The sequence below is a fragment of the Anabaena sp. FACHB-1391 genome (assembly GCF_014696755.1).
In the GTDB taxonomy this organism is placed as follows: domain Bacteria; phylum Cyanobacteriota; class Cyanobacteriia; order Cyanobacteriales; family Nostocaceae; genus Dolichospermum; species Dolichospermum planctonicum.
Map to the genome: position 1 here is coordinate 1 of NZ_JACJQS010000005.1, position 17805 is coordinate 17805.

Sequence of the window (17805 nt, forward strand, 5' to 3'; positions counted from 1 at the left end):
TTTTAATGATATGTATTCTCATTAAGCTTATTTCTCTTTAATTGATCGTTAGTTATTATGTACTACTATCTCTGCTTTTTTGATCTGTGACAGTTCAGGGTGCGGAATGTGGGTTGAATTTGTTGTCAAAATCACAGATTATAAAAATGAAATTGTTTATTACTGCAATTGCCAACTACAAAACAACCATCAAGTAGTGGGTTTTGTCTTAACTTGAGTTCTTTCTTGGAAGCCTAAATATGAATACAAGCAGGATAGAATTAGCTAAAGAGACTTTAAAAACGCATAAAGAGAATATGCGAAAAACACTAGAACATCGCTTACAAGCAGCTAAAAACCAGAAAAATGAAAACCTATTGCGTCAGTTAGAAGCAGAAATGCGGGAGCATAGTGAACATTCTCAATCTTCTACTGTCAAAGGTGATTTTTTTGGTTTTATACGTAACACAATGACTACTAACCATGCAAAAATGGAAAGATAGTAAATTAGCTATCGTTCCTGCTGCATTATATAAATTAGGTCAACGCTGACATGAGTTGTAATGGGTAATTACTAATTACCCATTACCCATTACCCATTACCCAGCGATCAAAATTTCATCATCTACAGAAAAATCAACTTCTAATTTATCTTGTCCACTGATTAAATAATCATTTTCCCAAGAATCTTTTAAACCAGAAATTAAATCATATTTAGGTTGCCAATTTAATTCTATTTGTGCTTTATTTATTGATGCGAAGAAGTGCTGTACCCGCATAGGAAAGGATTTGCGTTTACCGAAATCAAACTTTTTAGGATCATAATGGACGATTTTAACATCATCGGCAGATTTACCAGCAGCCACAGCACAAGCACGAGCTAAACCGTCAAAGGTGACAAAGCGATCGCCTGAAATATTATAAATCTGCCCAATTGCTTTTTCGTTGCCAATTACTTGTATCATCGCTTGTGCTAAGTCTAATACATGGCCTAGCTGAGTCAAGTGCATACCATTACCAGGGATAGGAATGGGACGATTACGAGCAATTCTATCAAAAAACCAACTTTCCAAAGGATTATAATTTTGGGGACCGTAGATATAAGTAGGACGAATGGAAGTAAAGGGGATTCCTAATTGTTTGAGGTAAGCTTCCGTTTCATGTTTACCCTTGTGACGACTTTTAGGATCTACTGTATCACCTTCCAAATGGGGCATTTGGTCAGATTTGAGGTACACCCCTGCTGAACTCATGTAAACAAAGTGTTTTACCCGTCCTTGATAGATTTCTGCCAGGGGTTGGGTATCCGCGAGTTCTCTGCCATTATTGTCAAAAACGACATCAAAGGTTTCTTGTGCTAACTTTTCTTGAAGTTGATTTGGGTCCGTGCGGTCGCCTATAATTTGTCCTACTCCTGAAGGTGTGGGATGATTACCACGATTAAACAAAACCACCTCATGTCCGGCCTTTAGCAGTAATTGAGTCAAATACACACCAATGAACCGAGTTCCACCAATAACCAAAATTCGCATAACTTCCTAACTCCTAAATAACCAAAAGTGGTCTGCGTCACCCTGATCTTTGCTTATCTTTGAGGTTATCAGGTTGTAGTATCATTCTGGAACATCTTTTGCTAGAATTGTACCTCTCATGTAATCTGGAGATTTTCCCACTGCTGAAGAAATAAGACTTATAATATTCTTTTTGGTAACATCGTGAGTAAGTCCCAGGAAAAATCAGTAGTGTGGAATATCACCTGATAAAATTAGACTAATTACTTCCTACCCATTCAATTTAGCTGTGTTTTTAGAATATGCTTTGGTTCATGAGTGGTTAACCCCTCAAGCTACGGGTGGTTCAGAATTGGTAGTCCGGGAAATATTAAAGCATATTCATGCTGATTTGTATGCCCTGATTGATTTTGAATCCAATAATCCTGAAAGTTATTTGTACAAACGTCAAATTGGCACAACGTTTTTACAAAAATTTCCCCAAGCGCGTCAAGGTGTGCAAAAATACTTACCTTTACTGCCCTTGGCCATTGAACAATTGGATTTACGAGAATATGAAGTTATATTATCTTCATCTCATGCGGTAGCTAAAGGAGTATTAACCACGCCTAATCAATTGCATATCTGTTATTGCCATACCCCTATGCGTTATGCTTGGGATTTAACATTTGATTATCTCAAGCAAAGCAAATTAGGTCAAGGAGCTATAGGCTGGATAACACGCTACATTCTACATCATTTGCGGCAATGGGACGTAATTAGTGCCAACCGGGTTGATTATTTCATTGCTAACTCCCAACACACAGCTAGAAGGATTTGGCGTTGTTATCGTCGGGAAGCAACCGTTATCTATCCACCAGTGAATATTGACGAATGTTTATTTTCTCCAGAAAAAGAAGATTTTTACTTAATAGTCTCTCGATTAGTGAGTTATAAACAAGTTTCCTTGATTATTCAGGCTTTTAATTGCCTAAGAAAACCCTTGGTAGTTATTGGTACAGGTCCAGAAATGGACAAGCTGCGAGAAATAGCCCAACCACATATCCAAATTTTAGGATGGCAACCTGATCATATCGTCAAAAAATACATGGCACGTGCCAAGGCTTTTGTCTATGCAGCTTGCGAGGACTTTGGTATAGCCCTAGTTGAAGCCCAGGCTTGTGGAACTCCCGTAATTGCTTATGGCACCGGTGGTGCGCTAGAAACAGTTAGAGATATTCGCACTCATCCTGACACAGGAACTGGTATATTGTTCAAAATGCAAACAGTAGGAGCTTTAGTAGATGCCGTAGCCGAATTTGTAGATCATCAACATTTGTATAATTATGAGTATATACAAAAACACGCTAATCAATTTTCTCGCCAGGTTTTTGCAGAACGTTATCTGGGTTTTGTTAATGAATGTCGTGAAAAAAGATTTTACCAAAAGTAAACACTAGCCTTTTTGTATTTGTTTTCTAGGAAGATAGCAAATTTTTCCCAAAAATCACTACCTTTTAGCCTTAAGATCGGGACTATGTGTGGTGTGGATTATAAAGGAGTATGATGACTGCCCAGAGTTCACTCCTCTCCGGCAAACGATACCCACGAAAAGATAACAGTACATCTATGGCTGTTTTATCAAAACGTGGTCAAAAAGTTAAACAGCTAAAGGTGAAATCCAGAGGTTTATCTTTTCAGGGTTTATACGGAGAGTTTTTAAAGCGACTGTTTGATATAGTTTTTTCACTATCAGTGTTGATTTTGTTTTCTCCCATCTACATAATATTGTCCTTGTTGATAGCCCTAAGCTCAAAAGGTCCAGTTTTTTATGTTCAACAACGAGTAGGCAAAAATTACCGAAGCTTTAATTGTATTAAATTTCGCACTATGGTTAATAATGCTGACGAAATGCTCGTCGAAATGATGGCCATATCACCCGAGCTGCGAGAGGAATTTGAAAGCAATTTTAAGCTGAAAACAGACCCGAGAATCACTAAAATTGGTCACTTTTTGCGAATTACCAGCTTAGATGAGTTTCCCCAATTTTGGAATGTTCTCAAAGGGGACATGAGCGTAGTTGGTCCACGTCCTTTAGTAGAGGAAGAATTACCGAAATATGGTGATTATATCGGTCATGTTTTAACAATTCGTCCCGGAATTACGGGTTTGTGGCAAGTATCTGGACGTAATGATATTCCTTATCCTCGACGGGTACAAATAGACCTCCACTATGTCAATTTTAGGAGCTTTTGGCTAGATTTGTGGATTATCCTGAAAACAGTTAATGTTGTGATTATGCCCAAAAATAAAGGGGCTTACTAAGTAATTACGCGTATTTGCTGTGGTGGGGCATGATATTGCCCCAAAAAACTATTTTTGATGATGAAATTATAAGTTTTATTTGTCCGCTACAATAGACAAGACTAAACAAATTTTAGTTACTGATCGCAGTTAATACATACAATCCAAGGATATTGACTAATGATTTGGCAAATATAGCTAGAGTATGCAAGGACTACACTACTTACGGTTTTTCAAATATCATTTCTGAATTAATTACTTGTCAAAGTGTTCTTGATCAAGTATATTTATTCGAGGTTAGCTTTTGATAGCAGCTTACTTGTAAGTTTACTATTGAATGGGTTTTCTACTTAAATACTAGTTGGAATCAGATTTTTTGTCGTGATTCAACTAGAAACTATGAGGCATTATCATGACACAACCAAAACGGGCTTTAATTACTGGTATAACTGGACAAGATGGTTCTTATTTAACTGAGCTTTTGTTAGAAAAGGGTTATGAAGTCCACGGGATTATTCGCCGTACTTCTACTTTTAACACAGACCGCATTGATCATATGTACGAAGATCCCCATACCCAAGGGGTACGGTTATTTCTACATTATGGCGACTTGACAGACGGGACAACACTACGACGGATTTTAGAAGAAGTCAAACCTGTAGAAATTTATAATTTAGGCGCCCAATCTCACGTGAGAGTTAGTTTTGATTCGCCTGAATATACAGTGGACTCTGTAGGCATGGGTACATTACGCTTATTAGAAGCTATCCGTGATTACCAAAAACGTACCGGGATTGAATTACGTTTCTATCAAGCCGGTTCTTCCGAGATGTATGGTTTAGTGCAAGCAGTCCCCCAAAGTGAAACTACACCTTTTTATCCCCGCAGTCCCTACGCTTGTGCTAAAGTGTACGCCCATTGGCAAACAGTGAATTATCGTGAATCTTATAATTTGTTTGCTTGCAATGGCATTCTTTTTAATCATGAATCTCCCAGAAGAGGTGAAACATTTGTTACCCGTAAAATAACTAGAGCCGTAGCCCGCATTGTCGCCGGTAAACAAAAAAATATCTTTATGGGTAATTTGGACTCCAAGCGAGATTGGGGATATGCAAAAGATTATGTAAAAGCTATGTGGTTAATGTTGCAACAAGAGCAACCTGATGATTATGTGGTGGCTACGGGAGAAACCCATTCAGTGCGGGAATTTCTAGAGTTAGCGTTTGGTTATGTTAACCTAGATTGGCAGAATTACGTAGAGTTTGATCAACGTTATTTACGCCCAGCCGAAGTAGATTTATTAATTGGTGATCCGACTAAAGCACAGCAAAAATTAGGCTGGCAACCATCGGTAACATTTCCAGAACTTGTATCTCTCATGGTAGAAGCTGATTTACAAGCTGTGGGTTGTACTTCTCCCAATGGTAATGGCTTAAAATACCCTGAAGATATTGCTACTACCCGTCAAGCATTAGGATCTCTGCACTTTTAATTCGTATCAAGGATAATAAGATGACTACCTTAGAATTAGAAAATAAACGGATTCTTGTCACCGGTGGGGCGGGTTTTCTCGGTCGTCAAGTCATAGATCAACTTTGTGAAAATGGCGCCGATCGTGATAAAATTACCGTGACGCGATCGCACGATTGTGATCTGCGGGTTTGGGAAAATTGCCAACGAGCAGTAGACCAACAGGATATTATCATCCACTTAGCCGCCCATGTGGGAGGTATTGGTTTAAATCGAGAAAAACCCGGTGAGTTATTTTATGATAACTTGATCATGGGGACGCAGTTAATCCATGCGGCTTATCAACAAGGTACAGAAAAATTTGTTTGTGTAGGAACTATCTGCGCTTATCCTAAATTTACCCCTGTACCATTTAAGGAAGATGATATCTGGAATGGTTATCCAGAAGAAACTAACGCCCCCTATGGAATTGCCAAAAAAGCGCTGTTGGTACAATTACAATCTTACCGTCAGCAGTACGGATTTAATGGTATTTACCTCTTACCAGTAAACTTGTACGGACCTGAAGACAACTTCAACCCCAATAGTTCTCATGTGATTCCGGCTTTAATTCGCAAAGTACAAGAAGCCCAAACCAGGGGAGAAAAACAACTTCCTGTTTGGGGTGACGGTTCTCCCACTCGTGAATTTTTGTATTCTACAGATGCAGCACGGGGTATAGTCATGGGAACTCAGTTTTATAATGATGCTGAACCCGTAAATTTAGGAACTGGTTACGAGATATCCATTAAAGACCTAATTACCTTAATTTGCGAATTAATGGAGTATGACGGGGAAATTGTTTGGGAAACCGACAAACCCAATGGTCAACCCCGTCGTTGTTTGGATACGGAAAGAGCAAAACAGGCTTTTGGTTTTACTGCTGAGGTAGAATTTAGAACAGGTTTAAAGAATACCATTGATTGGTGGCGGAAAAACGCCGGCTAAAGTAGTTTCTCTCGTTCCCCTCGTTCCCAGTCTCCGACTGGGAATGCCTTCTAGAGTCTCCGACTCTAGTATACAAGAGAAGCTAGAGCCTTCTTAATTCATTCCCAGAGTCTCAGACTCTAGTATACAAGAGAAGCCAGAGCCTTCTTAATTCATTCCCATACAGAGTATGGGAATGAGAGAATCTAAAATCTAAAATCTAAAATCTAAAATCCAAAATCTAAAATCTAAAATCTAAAATCCAAAATTGTATCGGCTTTGCAAACAATTAATTCACAACTAACTAAAAAGGAATTGCGACGGGTTTTACTCCAAAAACGCCAGTCTATGACATTATTGGAATGGAGAGAAAAAAGCGATCGCCTCACCACCAACATCCAAAACTCAGTTATATTTAATCAAGCAAAGACAATTCTGGCTTTTTTCAGCTTTCGTCAAGAACCTGATATTAGCTCGCTATATACCAACACTAATAAACGTTGGGGGTTTCCCCGTTGTGTTGATAAGTCTCTAGTTTGGCATTTTTGGCAACCTCATGATACCATTAAAACTGGTGCTTATGGAATCAAAGAACCTCACCATGAAGCAGCAATAATAGAGATTGAGGAAGTAGATTTAATTCTTGTTCCCTGTGTGGGTTGTGATGTCCAAGGATACCGCTTGGGTTATGGTGGGGGATATTATGACCGGTTATTAAATTCTCCCGGTTGGGACAAGAAACCAACTATGGGAGTGGTTTTTGATTTTGCTTATGTCTCTCAATTACCGGTTGATAGTTGGGATAAACCTTTAGAAAGGGTGATTACAGAAAGAAGATATTAGCCATTGACGGAAATGATCATGATAAAATCTATAAACAGTTACATTTGCTTCTATTAATAAACCGGAATTATCTGATAAAAACCGAGGACAGGTTAAGAGAAAATACACCCCTTGGGGAATGTAGCGGGGAACAGGGAACTCTTAACTGGGAACAGTTTTAACTGTCTGGATATCCTCAATTTTCCAAATCCGACAAAGAAAAATGCACCTATTTTGAGACACCATTAGCCAAATCTATCTCCAGGGTCGAATGATAATTATCTATCAAAATGATAATTTGATACAGACTTCCTACTTAAAATAAGAGAATTTTCTCTTATTTTTTTCAAAATGAGAATTACTGGCAGTTATTAGATGAGGAGATTAAAATATAGTTAGCTAAAGTTGGTTTTTCTCTAGAGGAATAGAAATGATACAGGATAGTGATCGGAAAATTGTTTCAGAGTTTCGCTCTCGACTGGAAGCGATAATTCCCATTTTGGATTTACGGGTATTTGGTTCAAGAGCGCGAGGTGATGCTACAGAAGAATCAGATTTAGATGTGTTTATTAAAATTACTGAATTAGATAGATCACGTCGAGAAAAAATTAGTGATTTGGCATGGGAAATAGGTTTTAAATATGATCTAGTTATTTCCACTTTTGTAGTTACAGAAGCACAGGTAGAAAGGGGAGCTATGGGAGCTAGTCCCTTACTGTCTAAGGTGTTACAAGAGGGTATTGCTATATGATAAATCAGCAACTAAAGTTATTAATTGAGTACCGTTTATCTGAAAGTGAAGAAACTTTAAGAGAAGCAAAGATTTTACTCAATCAATCAGCTTTTCGTGGTACCATCAATCGCTCTTATTATGCAATGTTTTATGCGGCACTGGGTCTTTTAGCAACTAAAGGTTTAGGCAGTTCTAAACATAGTGGAATAGTTAGTTTTTTTGATCGTGAGTTTGTGAAGACGGGAATTTTTTCTAAGGATTTATCACGGAGTTTTCATCGGGCATTTGATGAACGACAAGCAAGTGATTATGGAGAAATGTTAGAAGCAGATATGGGGTCAGCAATGGCTCTATTTGAGAGAGCGCAGAATTTTGTGGATGAAATTACACAGTATTTAAAGTCTTGGATGGAGGTTAACTAACCTTCTGGTAAGCAGATTTTCTAGTCTACTAGCGATTGCCTCATTTTCTAGTTGGGGGCGATGTTTAAACAGAAGTAAATATACTCTTGAATATCATTCTGATTTTATACATTAAAATAACGAATTGTCTGATTATCAAAATATGCTTGCTTAGAATACCCTGATGTGATATTATCGCTACAAAATGGCCAAGCTGGTGAACTGCAAAGCTGAATTTTTGATGACAATCACCAGTTTCCAGCCCAGACAATTAAAGTGATCGACTTAGTAATTTTAAGTTAAGATTAATACTCCGCGCTGATTCCTACAACTGCTATGCTAAATCCCAATCTGGATGAAATCCAGTTGACAAAAGACGACTACGAACGCTATTCCCGCCACTTAATTTTACCAGAGGTGGGTCTGGAAGGGCAAAAACGCCTCAAAGCTGCCAGTGTATTATGTATCGGTACTGGTGGACTGGGTTCACCACTACTGTTATATCTTGCAGCAGCGGGTATTGGTAGAATTGGTATTGTTGATTTTGATGTGGTTGATACCTCTAACCTCCAACGTCAAGTTATTCACGGGACCTCTTGGGTCGGTAAACCCAAAATCGAATCAGCAAAAAACCGCATTCATGAAATTAACCCCCATTGTCAGGTTGATTTATATGAAACTCGTCTCAGTTCAGAAAATGCCCTCGATATTATTCGCCCTTACGATATCGTTGTAGATGGAACTGATAATTTCCCAACTCGCTATTTAGTCAATGACGCTTGTGTTTTATTAGATAAACCTAACGTTTACGGTTCTATTTTCCGTTTTGAAGGACAAGCAACCGTCTTTAACTATGAAGGTGGTCCCAACTATCGTGACTTATACCCCGAACCACCACCACCAGGAATGGTTCCTTCTTGTGCTGAGGGTGGTGTGCTGGGAATTTTACCAGGAATGATTGGCATTATCCAAGCCACGGAAACAGTGAAAATTATTCTGGGTAATGGTACTACCCTGAGTGGTAGACTGGTGCTTTACAACGCTTTGGATATGAAATTCCGGGAGTTGAAATTGCGTCCTAATCCTATCCGTCCAGTTATTAACAAGCTGATAGATTACGAACAATTTTGTGGTATTCCCCAAGCCAAAGCTGAAGAAGCGAAGCAGCAAATGGAAATTCAAGAAATGACGGTTAAGGAATTAAAGGCGTTATTAGATAGTGGTGCTAAGGACTTTGTACTACTAGATGTGCGTAATCCTAATGAGTATGAAATTGCTAAAATTCCCGGTTCTGTGTTAGTGCCTTTACCAGAAATTGAAAATGGTAATGGTGTGGCTAAGGTACGGGAGTTACTCAACGGACACCGCTTAATTGCTCATTGTAAAATGGGTGGTCGTTCGGCGAAAGCCTTGGCTATTCTCAAAGAAGCAGGAATGACTGGTACAAATGTCAAAGGTGGAATTAATGCTTGGAGTCAAGAAGTAGATACTTCTGTTCCTCAGTATTGATACTTCCGTGGGGGATTGTTGATATTTAGATATATTACCATAACCATCCTAAATTCGATGTGAATAATCAGATACCCGATTTTGAGAATTCGGGTATCTTACTCTTTTTTTGTCTCCAGATTACCATTCAAAAATTCTATGTCTCAGAATATTCATCTTTGTGTCTCTACGTGAGACAGATTGATACTTTAATGCACAAACTCCGTATATTTAATTAATACAAAAAAATCTTTAAAAAATACCAAAATTGTACATTACTTATCATCTTTAAAAAAGAGTAAAATGTCTTTGCATAAACTTGATGGAAAATTTAGTTAAAGCAGTTTCCAGGTGAGAACATAGACTGTATCCATTATCCGAGTCGTAGCATCATCAAATTCAGACACCACATATACTTTCAACCCCGTTGCTACAAGTGACAGGAAATTGAGAGTAGACTCCCTTGCAAAAACACCAGTTAACTAGCATCTATCGCCACAGCCAATTGCCAAAACAATAATATACTGCATTATGGATACGCTTTCCACGACCAATTCCAAGATTTTGATTGTAGATGACGATTCCAGTGTCCGCAACCTCATCCAGCGTTTTTTGAGTCGCAACTATCAAATAGAATCAGCAGCGGATGGTAAAGCTGCCCTTGTCTTATTTGAGCAATTAAATCCTGCTTTAGTGATTTTAGACTGGAATTTGCCAGATGCAAATGGCTATAAACTTTGTCAAGAAATGCAAAGCCGTACTAATGTTTTAGTCATGATGCTCACCAGTCGCAATGATGAAGCTGATAAAATTAAAGTTCTGGCCGCTGGTGCAGATGATTTTTTGACCAAACCATTTAGTCTAGCAGAGGTAGAAGTCAGGGTAGAAGCCCTATTAAGACGAGTCCGCTATATCCAGCCAAGTCCGTCACAACGTCTGACTTTTAACCAGTTAGCTATTAACTCGGAAGCGCGAGAGGTAACACTTAATAACAAACCTTTGGCTTTAACTGCTTTAGAGTTTAACATCTTACATTTTCTGGCTACCCATCCAGGACAAGCATGGAGTCGTAGCCAACTGATCCAAAAGATTTGGGGTTGTGATTATGTGGGAGATGGCCGCGTTGTGGATGTGCATATTGGTCAACTACGCAAGAAAATGGAAGCTGATTCTAGTATGCCGGAGTTTATTAAAACAGTGCGGGGTTATGGTTATAAATTTGACCCACCTGAAAATAGAAAGGCTTAAACTCTGGAAAATATAATTGTAATTGTTGGTAATTGTTGCGATCGCTTAACAACTTGCTTAAATATTGCCGAGGCTTGATTGAGATGCTTGATATCATTTATGCGTAGACATTGAAGCTAAAGCCAGGGATTTGTGTCTACTCAAGCCTCAGATCAAAGCTTTATTTTTTCCCTAGCTATAGCTATTTCTTCCCAATCACTATCTAATAATAAAATGCTCAAAAGTGACTTTAATAAATCCCGATTAGATATAAATTTTTCAACATTATATAATTTATCTTGTTTTAAAATTTCTTCCAGTGCTGATAAAGCTACAGGTTGGGGTAATTGTAGTCTTTGAATCAAGCATTTTTGTGCTACTTCTAAGGCTGTTTTTTCCCCTATACCCAAATTCCATTCTTTTAGGAGTAACCGCAGTTCCCGGTTGAGTGATACGCGCAACTGTGTCATTCTTCCAAACATTCCCGGATTTTGCAATAAAGCGGGAATTGCTAAACCCCAATCTAATCCTGCTGTCACGTCGCAGTCGGTTTCATCTTCAATTTGAATTGCTTCTTGAAGGGATGTTGGGTTAAAAAGTAAATTAATAGCTGCTGCTACATTTTGGTTATTATTCATAATTACTCCCTGCATCATTATTGAATTTGTACCTGCACTAATACACTTTGTCTGAATTTTCCTACAAGTTAAGTTTATCGCTGAACGAGGCGATCGCACCAAAATCGGTTTAAAAGTATAATTAATGCAGCAATTTGCAAAAGTTTTATCAGTATCGAATTACCCAGAATGCTTTAAAAATACTCAATAACCTTTAATAAATTATGATTCATCAAAAACTACCTACTAATTGGCAAAAACGGGAAAAATTACGTGATAAAGGTCAATTCTGGACACCAGAATGGGTAACAAAAGCAATGGTTTCCTATATAGCAAAAGACACAAATTTAGTGTTTGATCCTGCTGCTGGCAAAGGAGCTTTTTTCAATGCTTTATTACAAATAAATCCCTCTATTAATTATTATGGTATTGATATAGATGAATATGTTTTATTAGATGAAATTTATCAAAAAAATAATTGTTTTGTAGAAATACGTGATTTTATCAAAAATCCTCCACAGCAAAAGTTTAACGCAATTATAGCTAATCCACCTTACATCAGACATCACCGAATTGATGAAAAGATGAAACAATTTCTCAAAGAGCTTTTTATAAAAATTACAGGTTTTGCCATTGATGGTAGAGCAGGTTATCATATTTACTTTTTTGTCCAGGCATTAAATTTACTTGATAAAAATGGTAGATTAGCTTTGATCATGCCGGCCGATACTTGTGAAGGAATTTTTGCTCAAAAACTTTGGCAATGGATTACTAAAAATTATTGTCTTGAATGTGTTGTGACATTTGATGAAAATGCCACACCTTTCCCAAAGGTTGATACCAATGCGATTATTTTTTTGATCAAGAAATCTGAACCTGTGCCGACGATTAAATGGATCAAGGCAAATCAAGCTAATGAGGAACTTTTTCATTTTGTTAAATCAGACTTTCAAGAAATTAATTATACAACTCTGGAAATTAATAATCGAGATTTAAAAGAAGCATTAACAACCGGTTTATCAAGACCTGAGCATAATAATTCTAATTGTAAATATCACCTTAATGACTTTGCAAAAGTGATCCGTGGTATTGCCACAGGAGCGAATGATTTCTTTTTTTTAACAACACAGCAAGTAGAAGAACTGGCAATTCCTCAAGAATTTCTTAAACTCGCAATTGGAAGAACAAAAGATGTAACCGGGGATAAATTAACTATTGAAGATATCAAAAAATTACAAGAAAATAATCGGCCAACAATTTTACTTTCAATAAACAGTAATGAGAATATCCCCGAATCAGTTGCTAACTATCTCCAAGAAGGTGAAAAATTAGGTCTTCCTAACCGTCCGCTGATTAAACAACGTAAATTGTGGTATAAAACAGAATATAGACAAGTGCCACCGATATTATTTGCTTATCTTGGTAGACGCAATTCGAGGTTTATTAAAAATGAGGCTGGTGTTGTACCATTAACAAGTTTTTTGTGCATTTATCCTATTTATGACGATGAAATATATATCGTTAATCTTTGGCAAGCATTAAATGATCCTGAGACAATTCAAAATCTTAGACTGGTAGGTAAAAGTTATGGTTCTGGAGCTATCAAAGTTGAGCCTCGTAATCTTGATAAAGTTCCCATTCCAGAACATATAGTAGATAAATATAATTTAAAACGGCAAAAATATAAAACTAAAACTCAGCAACTTGAACTTTTTTAGTAAACAGTAAATAATGTATAATTAAAGAAATTAAATTTTGTATGAATTGAAGTTATATAGGGTGCTTTAGACTGGATAAGTAAGTTAGTGTGAAAAAACCAAAATTCTCAAATTCAACATGGAAGAACTACTAGAAATTAGACAACTCCTAAAACAAGGAAAAATCAATGAAGCTTTACTGTTAGTGGATGAATTAGAAGAAATGAGTCTAAGTGATAAAATCAATAAAATTGATAGTTATGGCGTAATTCTACTGATTCATTTAATCAAACAAAAAGCTGAAAAACGTTCTACCCGCTCTTGGGAACTTTCTATAGAAAATGCAGTGCGAGAAATCAATAAAATTAACAAGCGCCGCAAATCTGGAGGTTCTTACTTAAATCAAACAGAATTAATGGAAATTCTCCAACAAGGATATCAAGTAGCACTAAAAAGAGCGGCGCTAGAAGCTTTTGAAGGACGTTATGAAACGGAAGAATTAGCAACTATGGTTAATGAACAAGAAATTTTATCTCTGTCGCTGGCATTGATTCAAAAGTAGAGACGCGACCCGGATAGGATTCTCGTCTCTACACCTTTTAGGCTAGTACCTCTAGGCTACTACCTCCCCTTTCACTTCTTGCTGTAATGCAGAATACAGTCTATTCAGTGCATTTACGTAAGCTTGAGCCGAAGCCACAATAATATCTGTATTAGCCGCATGACCTGAAAATACACGGGACTCATGGCGTAAGCGAATTGTTACTTCTCCTAAAGCATCAATTCCTCCGGTAACGGATTGTACAGAAAACTCAATCAATTCATTTGGGACATTCACCACCCGATTGATAGCTTTATATACCGCATCTACCGGACCTGTACCAATGGCAGCGTCGGTTAATTCTTCACCGTCGGGAGTGCGGAGTGTCACGGTAGCGGTAGGTTGAGCCTTACTACCACAGGAAACCTGTACCAATTCTACTTTAAATAAATCTGGGGCTTGTTGGATTTCGTCATTAACAATAGCTTCCAAATCCCAATCAGAGATTTCTTTCTTTTTGTCCGCTACTTCTTTAAATCTCACAAAGGCTTTATTCAGGTCATTTTCTGATAGTTCAAAGCCCAATTCTTTCAAGCGAGTCCGAAAAGCATTTCTCCCAGAATGTTTACCCAATACTATTTGATTATCAGATAAACCAATTAATTGGGCATCCATAATCTCATAAGTGAGTTTATTTTTCAATACCCCATCTTGATGAATTCCAGATTCATGGGCAAAAGCATTTGCACCCACAATGGCTTTATTTGGTTGTACCAACATTCCCGTTAAATTGGAAACCAAACGCGAGGTTTTATAGATTTGTTTGGTGTCAATATTGGTGAGCGGTGCTTCTGAATTTTCAGCCCGTCCCAAAAAGGGATTAAAATATTGTCTACGCACGTGCAAAGCCATTACCAACTCTTCTAAAGCCGCATTTCCGGCTCTTTCCCCAATGCCATTAATGGTACATTCTAATTGTCGAGCGCCGTTTTTCACCGCTTCTAAAAAGTTAGCAACTGCTAAACCTAAATCATTATGGCCGTGAACAGAAATAATGGCTTTGTCAATGTTGGGGACATTTTCGGTAATGCCTTTAATGATTGCCCCAAATTCGCTGGGAGTGGTATAACCTACCGTATCAGGAATATTAACAGTTGTGGCCCCGGCCGCGATCGCTCTTTCCAAGACTTGATACAAAAATTCTGGATCAGATCGTCCCGCATCTTCTGGAGAAAATTCTACATCATCGGTGAAGCTTTTGGCATAGGCTACCATTTCTTCCGCGATCGCAATTACTTCCGGTCTCGTCTTTTTTAACTTATATTGCAAGTGAATATCAGAAGTAGCGATAAAAGTATGAATTCTCCCTTTAGCTGCCGGTTTTATAGCTGCTGCTGCGGCTTTAATATCATCCTGTTTAGCTCTGGCCAAACTACAAATTACCGGACCATCTTCCGTTCCTACGGTTTGAGCAATTTTGCTAACCGCTTCAAAATCTCCAGGACTAGCAAAAGCAAATCCTGCCTCAATAATATCTACTCCTAAACGTGCTAATTGTTTAGCAATAACTAGCTTTTCATCTATATTGAGAGTTGCTCCTGGACACTGTTCCCCGTCGCGCAATGTGGTGTCAAAGATGATAATTCTATCGGCTTGTCTGCTCATTAGCTTAACCTCTTTTAATTTTGATCATGGGCTGAATCAAAAAAAATAATGGAATTAGAATCAATATTTTGATTTGTTATTTGTTAATTCTACGGAATTTATGATCATTTATTGACTGCTAATTCCTATATTCTTTCTTGATAAAATAGCTTGAACTATGAACTTTAGTTTTTAATTTTGAGATTTGTAAATAAATACTAAGGTAATTAACCGTCAGTTTTTTCTATTCTGTCTCTAATATCATTCAAGTCTATATATCTATCAGTAGCATTACGTAGCTCTCTAGCAATCATCCCTTCCGTTGATACTACTGTAATATGTGTATTCTTGGAGCGTAATAACTCGATAGCCCTTTCAAAATCACCATCTCCGCTGAATAATACAACTCTGTCATATTGATCTACCGTATTAAACATATCAACGACAATTTCAATATCTAAATTGGCTTTTTGGGAGTAACGACCGGAAGCATCATCATAATACTCCTTGAGGATTTTCGTGCGGACTGTATAACCTAAACTGATGAGTGCATCTCGAAAACCGCGTTGATCCTGGGGGTCTTTTAATCCAGTATACCAGAAAGCATTGATCAATGTTGTGTCAGACTGTTCATACTTGAAATATTCTAAAACACGCCGGGGGTCAAAAAACCAACCATTTTTCTGTTGAGCATAGAACATATTGTTTCCGTCTACAAAAATAGACAGACGATTCATTGGAGAACCCATAAAAATTTACACCTAATAATAGATAAGAATGTTAGAGGTAAGAATAGATTATAGCAATTATCAAGTCGTAATTTTGCTAAGATATCTAATGCACATAATTATATATAGCTATGATCTTACCACTTTAGAAGCCAAAACTTGGCTAAAATATCCCAGATCAGATCCCAATTATTTAACTTGTTCCACCTCCGGTACTGATTAAAATTTTCTCAAAAGCAGAAGATGTTTGAGAAGTCACAAAGTATACTACCCCTCTTGTAAATCTCTTTCCCGCAGGAGGAGAGACTGTGACTCTTACTCCCCCAGTAACAAAAGTTTTTCCAAAAGTTTTTCCTTTTGTCTCTTCTCGTAGCAGGTAGGGAAGGGATGGGGGTTGGTTTACTGAGGCTTTAATATTACCAAAAATACTTTTAAAACATCCTCTGATCAAAATTTACCAATAAAATTGACCTAGTAACAGCATTCCGAACTAGATAATATTCAATTTTACTACTAAAGGGGTATGATAACTAATTTGGGGTAGAGAATAGACCGATATTCATCAATATATTTTTTCATCAATTGTAGGCATGATTTGAGAGTATTATCAATACTTCACTTTGCTTTGGAAGTTTGATCAAATATCAACTTACAAATTATATATGTGTAAAGTTACCTTAGCACCACTTTATAAAAATTTCGCTCCACATCAAGGAATATTTACATAACTAACCCAGTATCAGGATATTTTCCCCTCCTCCTCAGTATCCATTGGTACGGTAAATTGTCCATTGGGGGTATATCCGTTATCAGTGTAACCTGTTATTTTTACACAAGTAACTAGCTTTTGCCAAGTAATTAGCGACATTTTTGCCGAAAGATACAAACAAATGTCCAAATTTTTGCCAAGATAGAAATATTATTTTATAGAAAATAACTTGGCAAAAATCAGCATGAGTGAAAAAACCATAGAAAATTACGGGAAAAGTTTTCTCGTTCTAATTTTGCCGATATCATTTGTGATTGTTTTACTGGTCAATACCTGGAAAGTTTTACTCGTAATCTTATTGCTGTTAATGGTTTTGACTATTTGGCAGCAATATACATGGGAAAAGTGGTGTAATCAAGTTAACCCAATTTTCTACGAGTTAATTCAGGAAAACCAGGGAAAAATTACACCCATGGATTTGGCAATTAAGGCTAATTTTTCTGGAGAGACGGGAAAACGTTATTTAGATGCTAAGGCCAAGGAATTTGGCGCTAGTGTACTCGAATCGGAAAATGAGGGACAATCCTACTATTTTATCACTGCCAGTATTCTCGGCGATATTCTTGATAGTAGTGAATATTCGGAAGATATTCCCAGACAACCAGTTACTAAAGTTGCCCGTTCGTTTTTAGCTCCACCGACTTCAATACCCCAGGAAGAGAAATCTGAATTTGAATCTTTACCCGAACCAACCCCGGAGGAAATCAAAAAACCCTTAGAAAAACAGTTAGTTTTTGGTTCACTGATTCAATCTGAATTAGCTAAAAGGCTCAATGTCTATTCCAGTACAGTTTACAAGCGACGCAACGACCCAGATTTCCCTGAGTGGAGTCGTAGCCGTGATCCTGATGGTATTGCTTGGTCCTATTCTCGTAAATCTAAGGATTTTTTCCCCATAAAAGAATAGGGTTCTGGAGTTAGGGGTCGGG

At 37.5% G+C, this 17805-nt stretch carries 17 protein-coding genes; 13 read left to right on the top strand and 4 right to left on the bottom strand.

The features are described from left to right. Nucleotides 1-239 precede the first annotated feature (239 nt). A complete protein-coding gene (locus H6F62_RS03490) occupies nucleotides 240-482 on the top strand; it encodes a hypothetical protein (RefSeq protein ID WP_137907787.1) in 243 nt (80 codons plus the stop codon). A 96-nt stretch (nucleotides 483-578) separates the two neighbouring features. On the opposite strand, the gene H6F62_RS03495 is transcribed toward H6F62_RS03490, so the two are convergent. Continuing rightward, the gene (locus H6F62_RS03495; protein WP_137907786.1) at nucleotides 579-1511 is read right to left on the bottom strand and encodes an NAD-dependent epimerase/dehydratase family protein; all 933 of its coding nucleotides are present in this window, start codon (nucleotides 1509-1511) and stop codon (nucleotides 579-581) included. 268 nt (nucleotides 1512-1779) lie between these two features. On the opposite strand from H6F62_RS03495, the gene H6F62_RS03500 reads away from it, so the two are divergent. From H6F62_RS03500 to H6F62_RS03540, 9 genes are all read left to right on the top strand, one after another. Continuing rightward, nucleotides 1780-2922: a glycosyltransferase gene (locus tag H6F62_RS03500; RefSeq protein ID WP_190371351.1), complete on the top strand. Its 1143-nt coding sequence runs from the start codon at nucleotides 1780-1782 to the stop codon at nucleotides 2920-2922. 113 nt (nucleotides 2923-3035) lie between these two features. Continuing rightward, nucleotides 3036-3794: a sugar transferase gene (locus tag H6F62_RS03505; protein WP_137907797.1), complete on the top strand. Its 759-nt coding sequence runs from the start codon at nucleotides 3036-3038 to the stop codon at nucleotides 3792-3794. Nucleotides 3795-4185: 391 nt separating this feature from the next. Next, complete coding sequence (gmd, locus tag H6F62_RS03510; protein ID WP_190371352.1) at nucleotides 4186-5265, top strand: GDP-mannose 4,6-dehydratase; 1080 nt, start codon at nucleotides 4186-4188, stop codon at nucleotides 5263-5265. 20 nt (nucleotides 5266-5285) lie between these two features. After that, nucleotides 5286-6230 (top strand): GDP-L-fucose synthase, encoded by a 945-nt coding sequence (locus H6F62_RS03515; RefSeq protein ID WP_137907783.1) that lies wholly within the window; start codon nucleotides 5286-5288, stop codon nucleotides 6228-6230. A 258-nt stretch (nucleotides 6231-6488) separates the two neighbouring features. Beyond that, nucleotides 6489-7052, top strand: coding sequence for a 5-formyltetrahydrofolate cyclo-ligase (locus H6F62_RS03520; protein ID WP_190371353.1), 564 nt, complete (start codon nucleotides 6489-6491; stop codon nucleotides 7050-7052). Nucleotides 7053-7461: 409 nt separating this feature from the next. Then, nucleotides 7462-7782 carry a nucleotidyltransferase domain-containing protein gene (locus H6F62_RS03525; RefSeq protein WP_137907781.1) on the top strand — a complete coding sequence of 107 codons (321 nt, stop codon included), beginning with the start codon at nucleotides 7462-7464 and terminating at the stop codon, nucleotides 7780-7782. After that, entirely contained in the window at nucleotides 7779-8186 is a 408-nt protein-coding gene (locus tag H6F62_RS03530; RefSeq protein WP_137907780.1) for a HEPN domain-containing protein, read from the top strand. The genes H6F62_RS03525 and H6F62_RS03530 overlap by 4 nt, the downstream gene beginning before the upstream one ends. A 315-nt stretch (nucleotides 8187-8501) precedes the next feature. Beyond that, nucleotides 8502-9674 (top strand): molybdopterin-synthase adenylyltransferase MoeB, encoded by a 1173-nt coding sequence (moeB, locus tag H6F62_RS03535; RefSeq protein WP_137907779.1) that lies wholly within the window; start codon nucleotides 8502-8504, stop codon nucleotides 9672-9674. Nucleotides 9675-10184: 510 nt separating this feature from the next. Continuing rightward, entirely contained in the window at nucleotides 10185-10901 is a 717-nt protein-coding gene (locus H6F62_RS03540) for a response regulator transcription factor (RefSeq protein WP_028084525.1), read from the top strand. Nucleotides 10902-11053: 152 nt separating this feature from the next. Here H6F62_RS03540 and H6F62_RS03545 read toward each other — a convergent pair whose 3' ends face one another. After that, the gene (locus H6F62_RS03545; protein WP_137907778.1) at nucleotides 11054-11518 is read right to left on the bottom strand and encodes a hypothetical protein; all 465 of its coding nucleotides are present in this window, start codon (nucleotides 11516-11518) and stop codon (nucleotides 11054-11056) included. A 203-nt stretch (nucleotides 11519-11721) separates the two neighbouring features. Between H6F62_RS03545 and H6F62_RS03550 the strand changes: the two genes are divergently transcribed. Next, a complete protein-coding gene (locus H6F62_RS03550; RefSeq protein WP_190371354.1) occupies nucleotides 11722-13215 on the top strand; it encodes an N-6 DNA methylase in 1494 nt (497 codons plus the stop codon). A 118-nt stretch (nucleotides 13216-13333) separates the two neighbouring features. Beyond that, nucleotides 13334-13756, top strand: coding sequence for a DUF29 family protein (locus H6F62_RS03555; protein ID WP_137907776.1), 423 nt, complete (start codon nucleotides 13334-13336; stop codon nucleotides 13754-13756). Nucleotides 13757-13807: 51 nt separating this feature from the next. On the opposite strand, the gene H6F62_RS03560 is transcribed toward H6F62_RS03555, so the two are convergent. Next, nucleotides 13808-15400, bottom strand: coding sequence for a 2-isopropylmalate synthase (locus H6F62_RS03560; RefSeq protein WP_190371355.1), 1593 nt, complete (start codon nucleotides 15398-15400; stop codon nucleotides 13808-13810). A 206-nt stretch (nucleotides 15401-15606) separates the two neighbouring features. Then, on the bottom strand, nucleotides 15607-16128 hold the full coding sequence (locus H6F62_RS03565; RefSeq protein WP_027402274.1) for an NYN domain-containing protein: 522 nt from the start codon (nucleotides 16126-16128) through the stop codon (nucleotides 15607-15609). 932 nt (nucleotides 16129-17060) lie between these two features. On the opposite strand from H6F62_RS03565, the gene H6F62_RS03570 reads away from it, so the two are divergent. Further along, the gene (locus H6F62_RS03570) at nucleotides 17061-17783 is read left to right on the top strand and encodes a hypothetical protein (RefSeq protein ID WP_137907774.1); all 723 of its coding nucleotides are present in this window, start codon (nucleotides 17061-17063) and stop codon (nucleotides 17781-17783) included. Nucleotides 17784-17805: the final 22 nt, after the last annotated feature.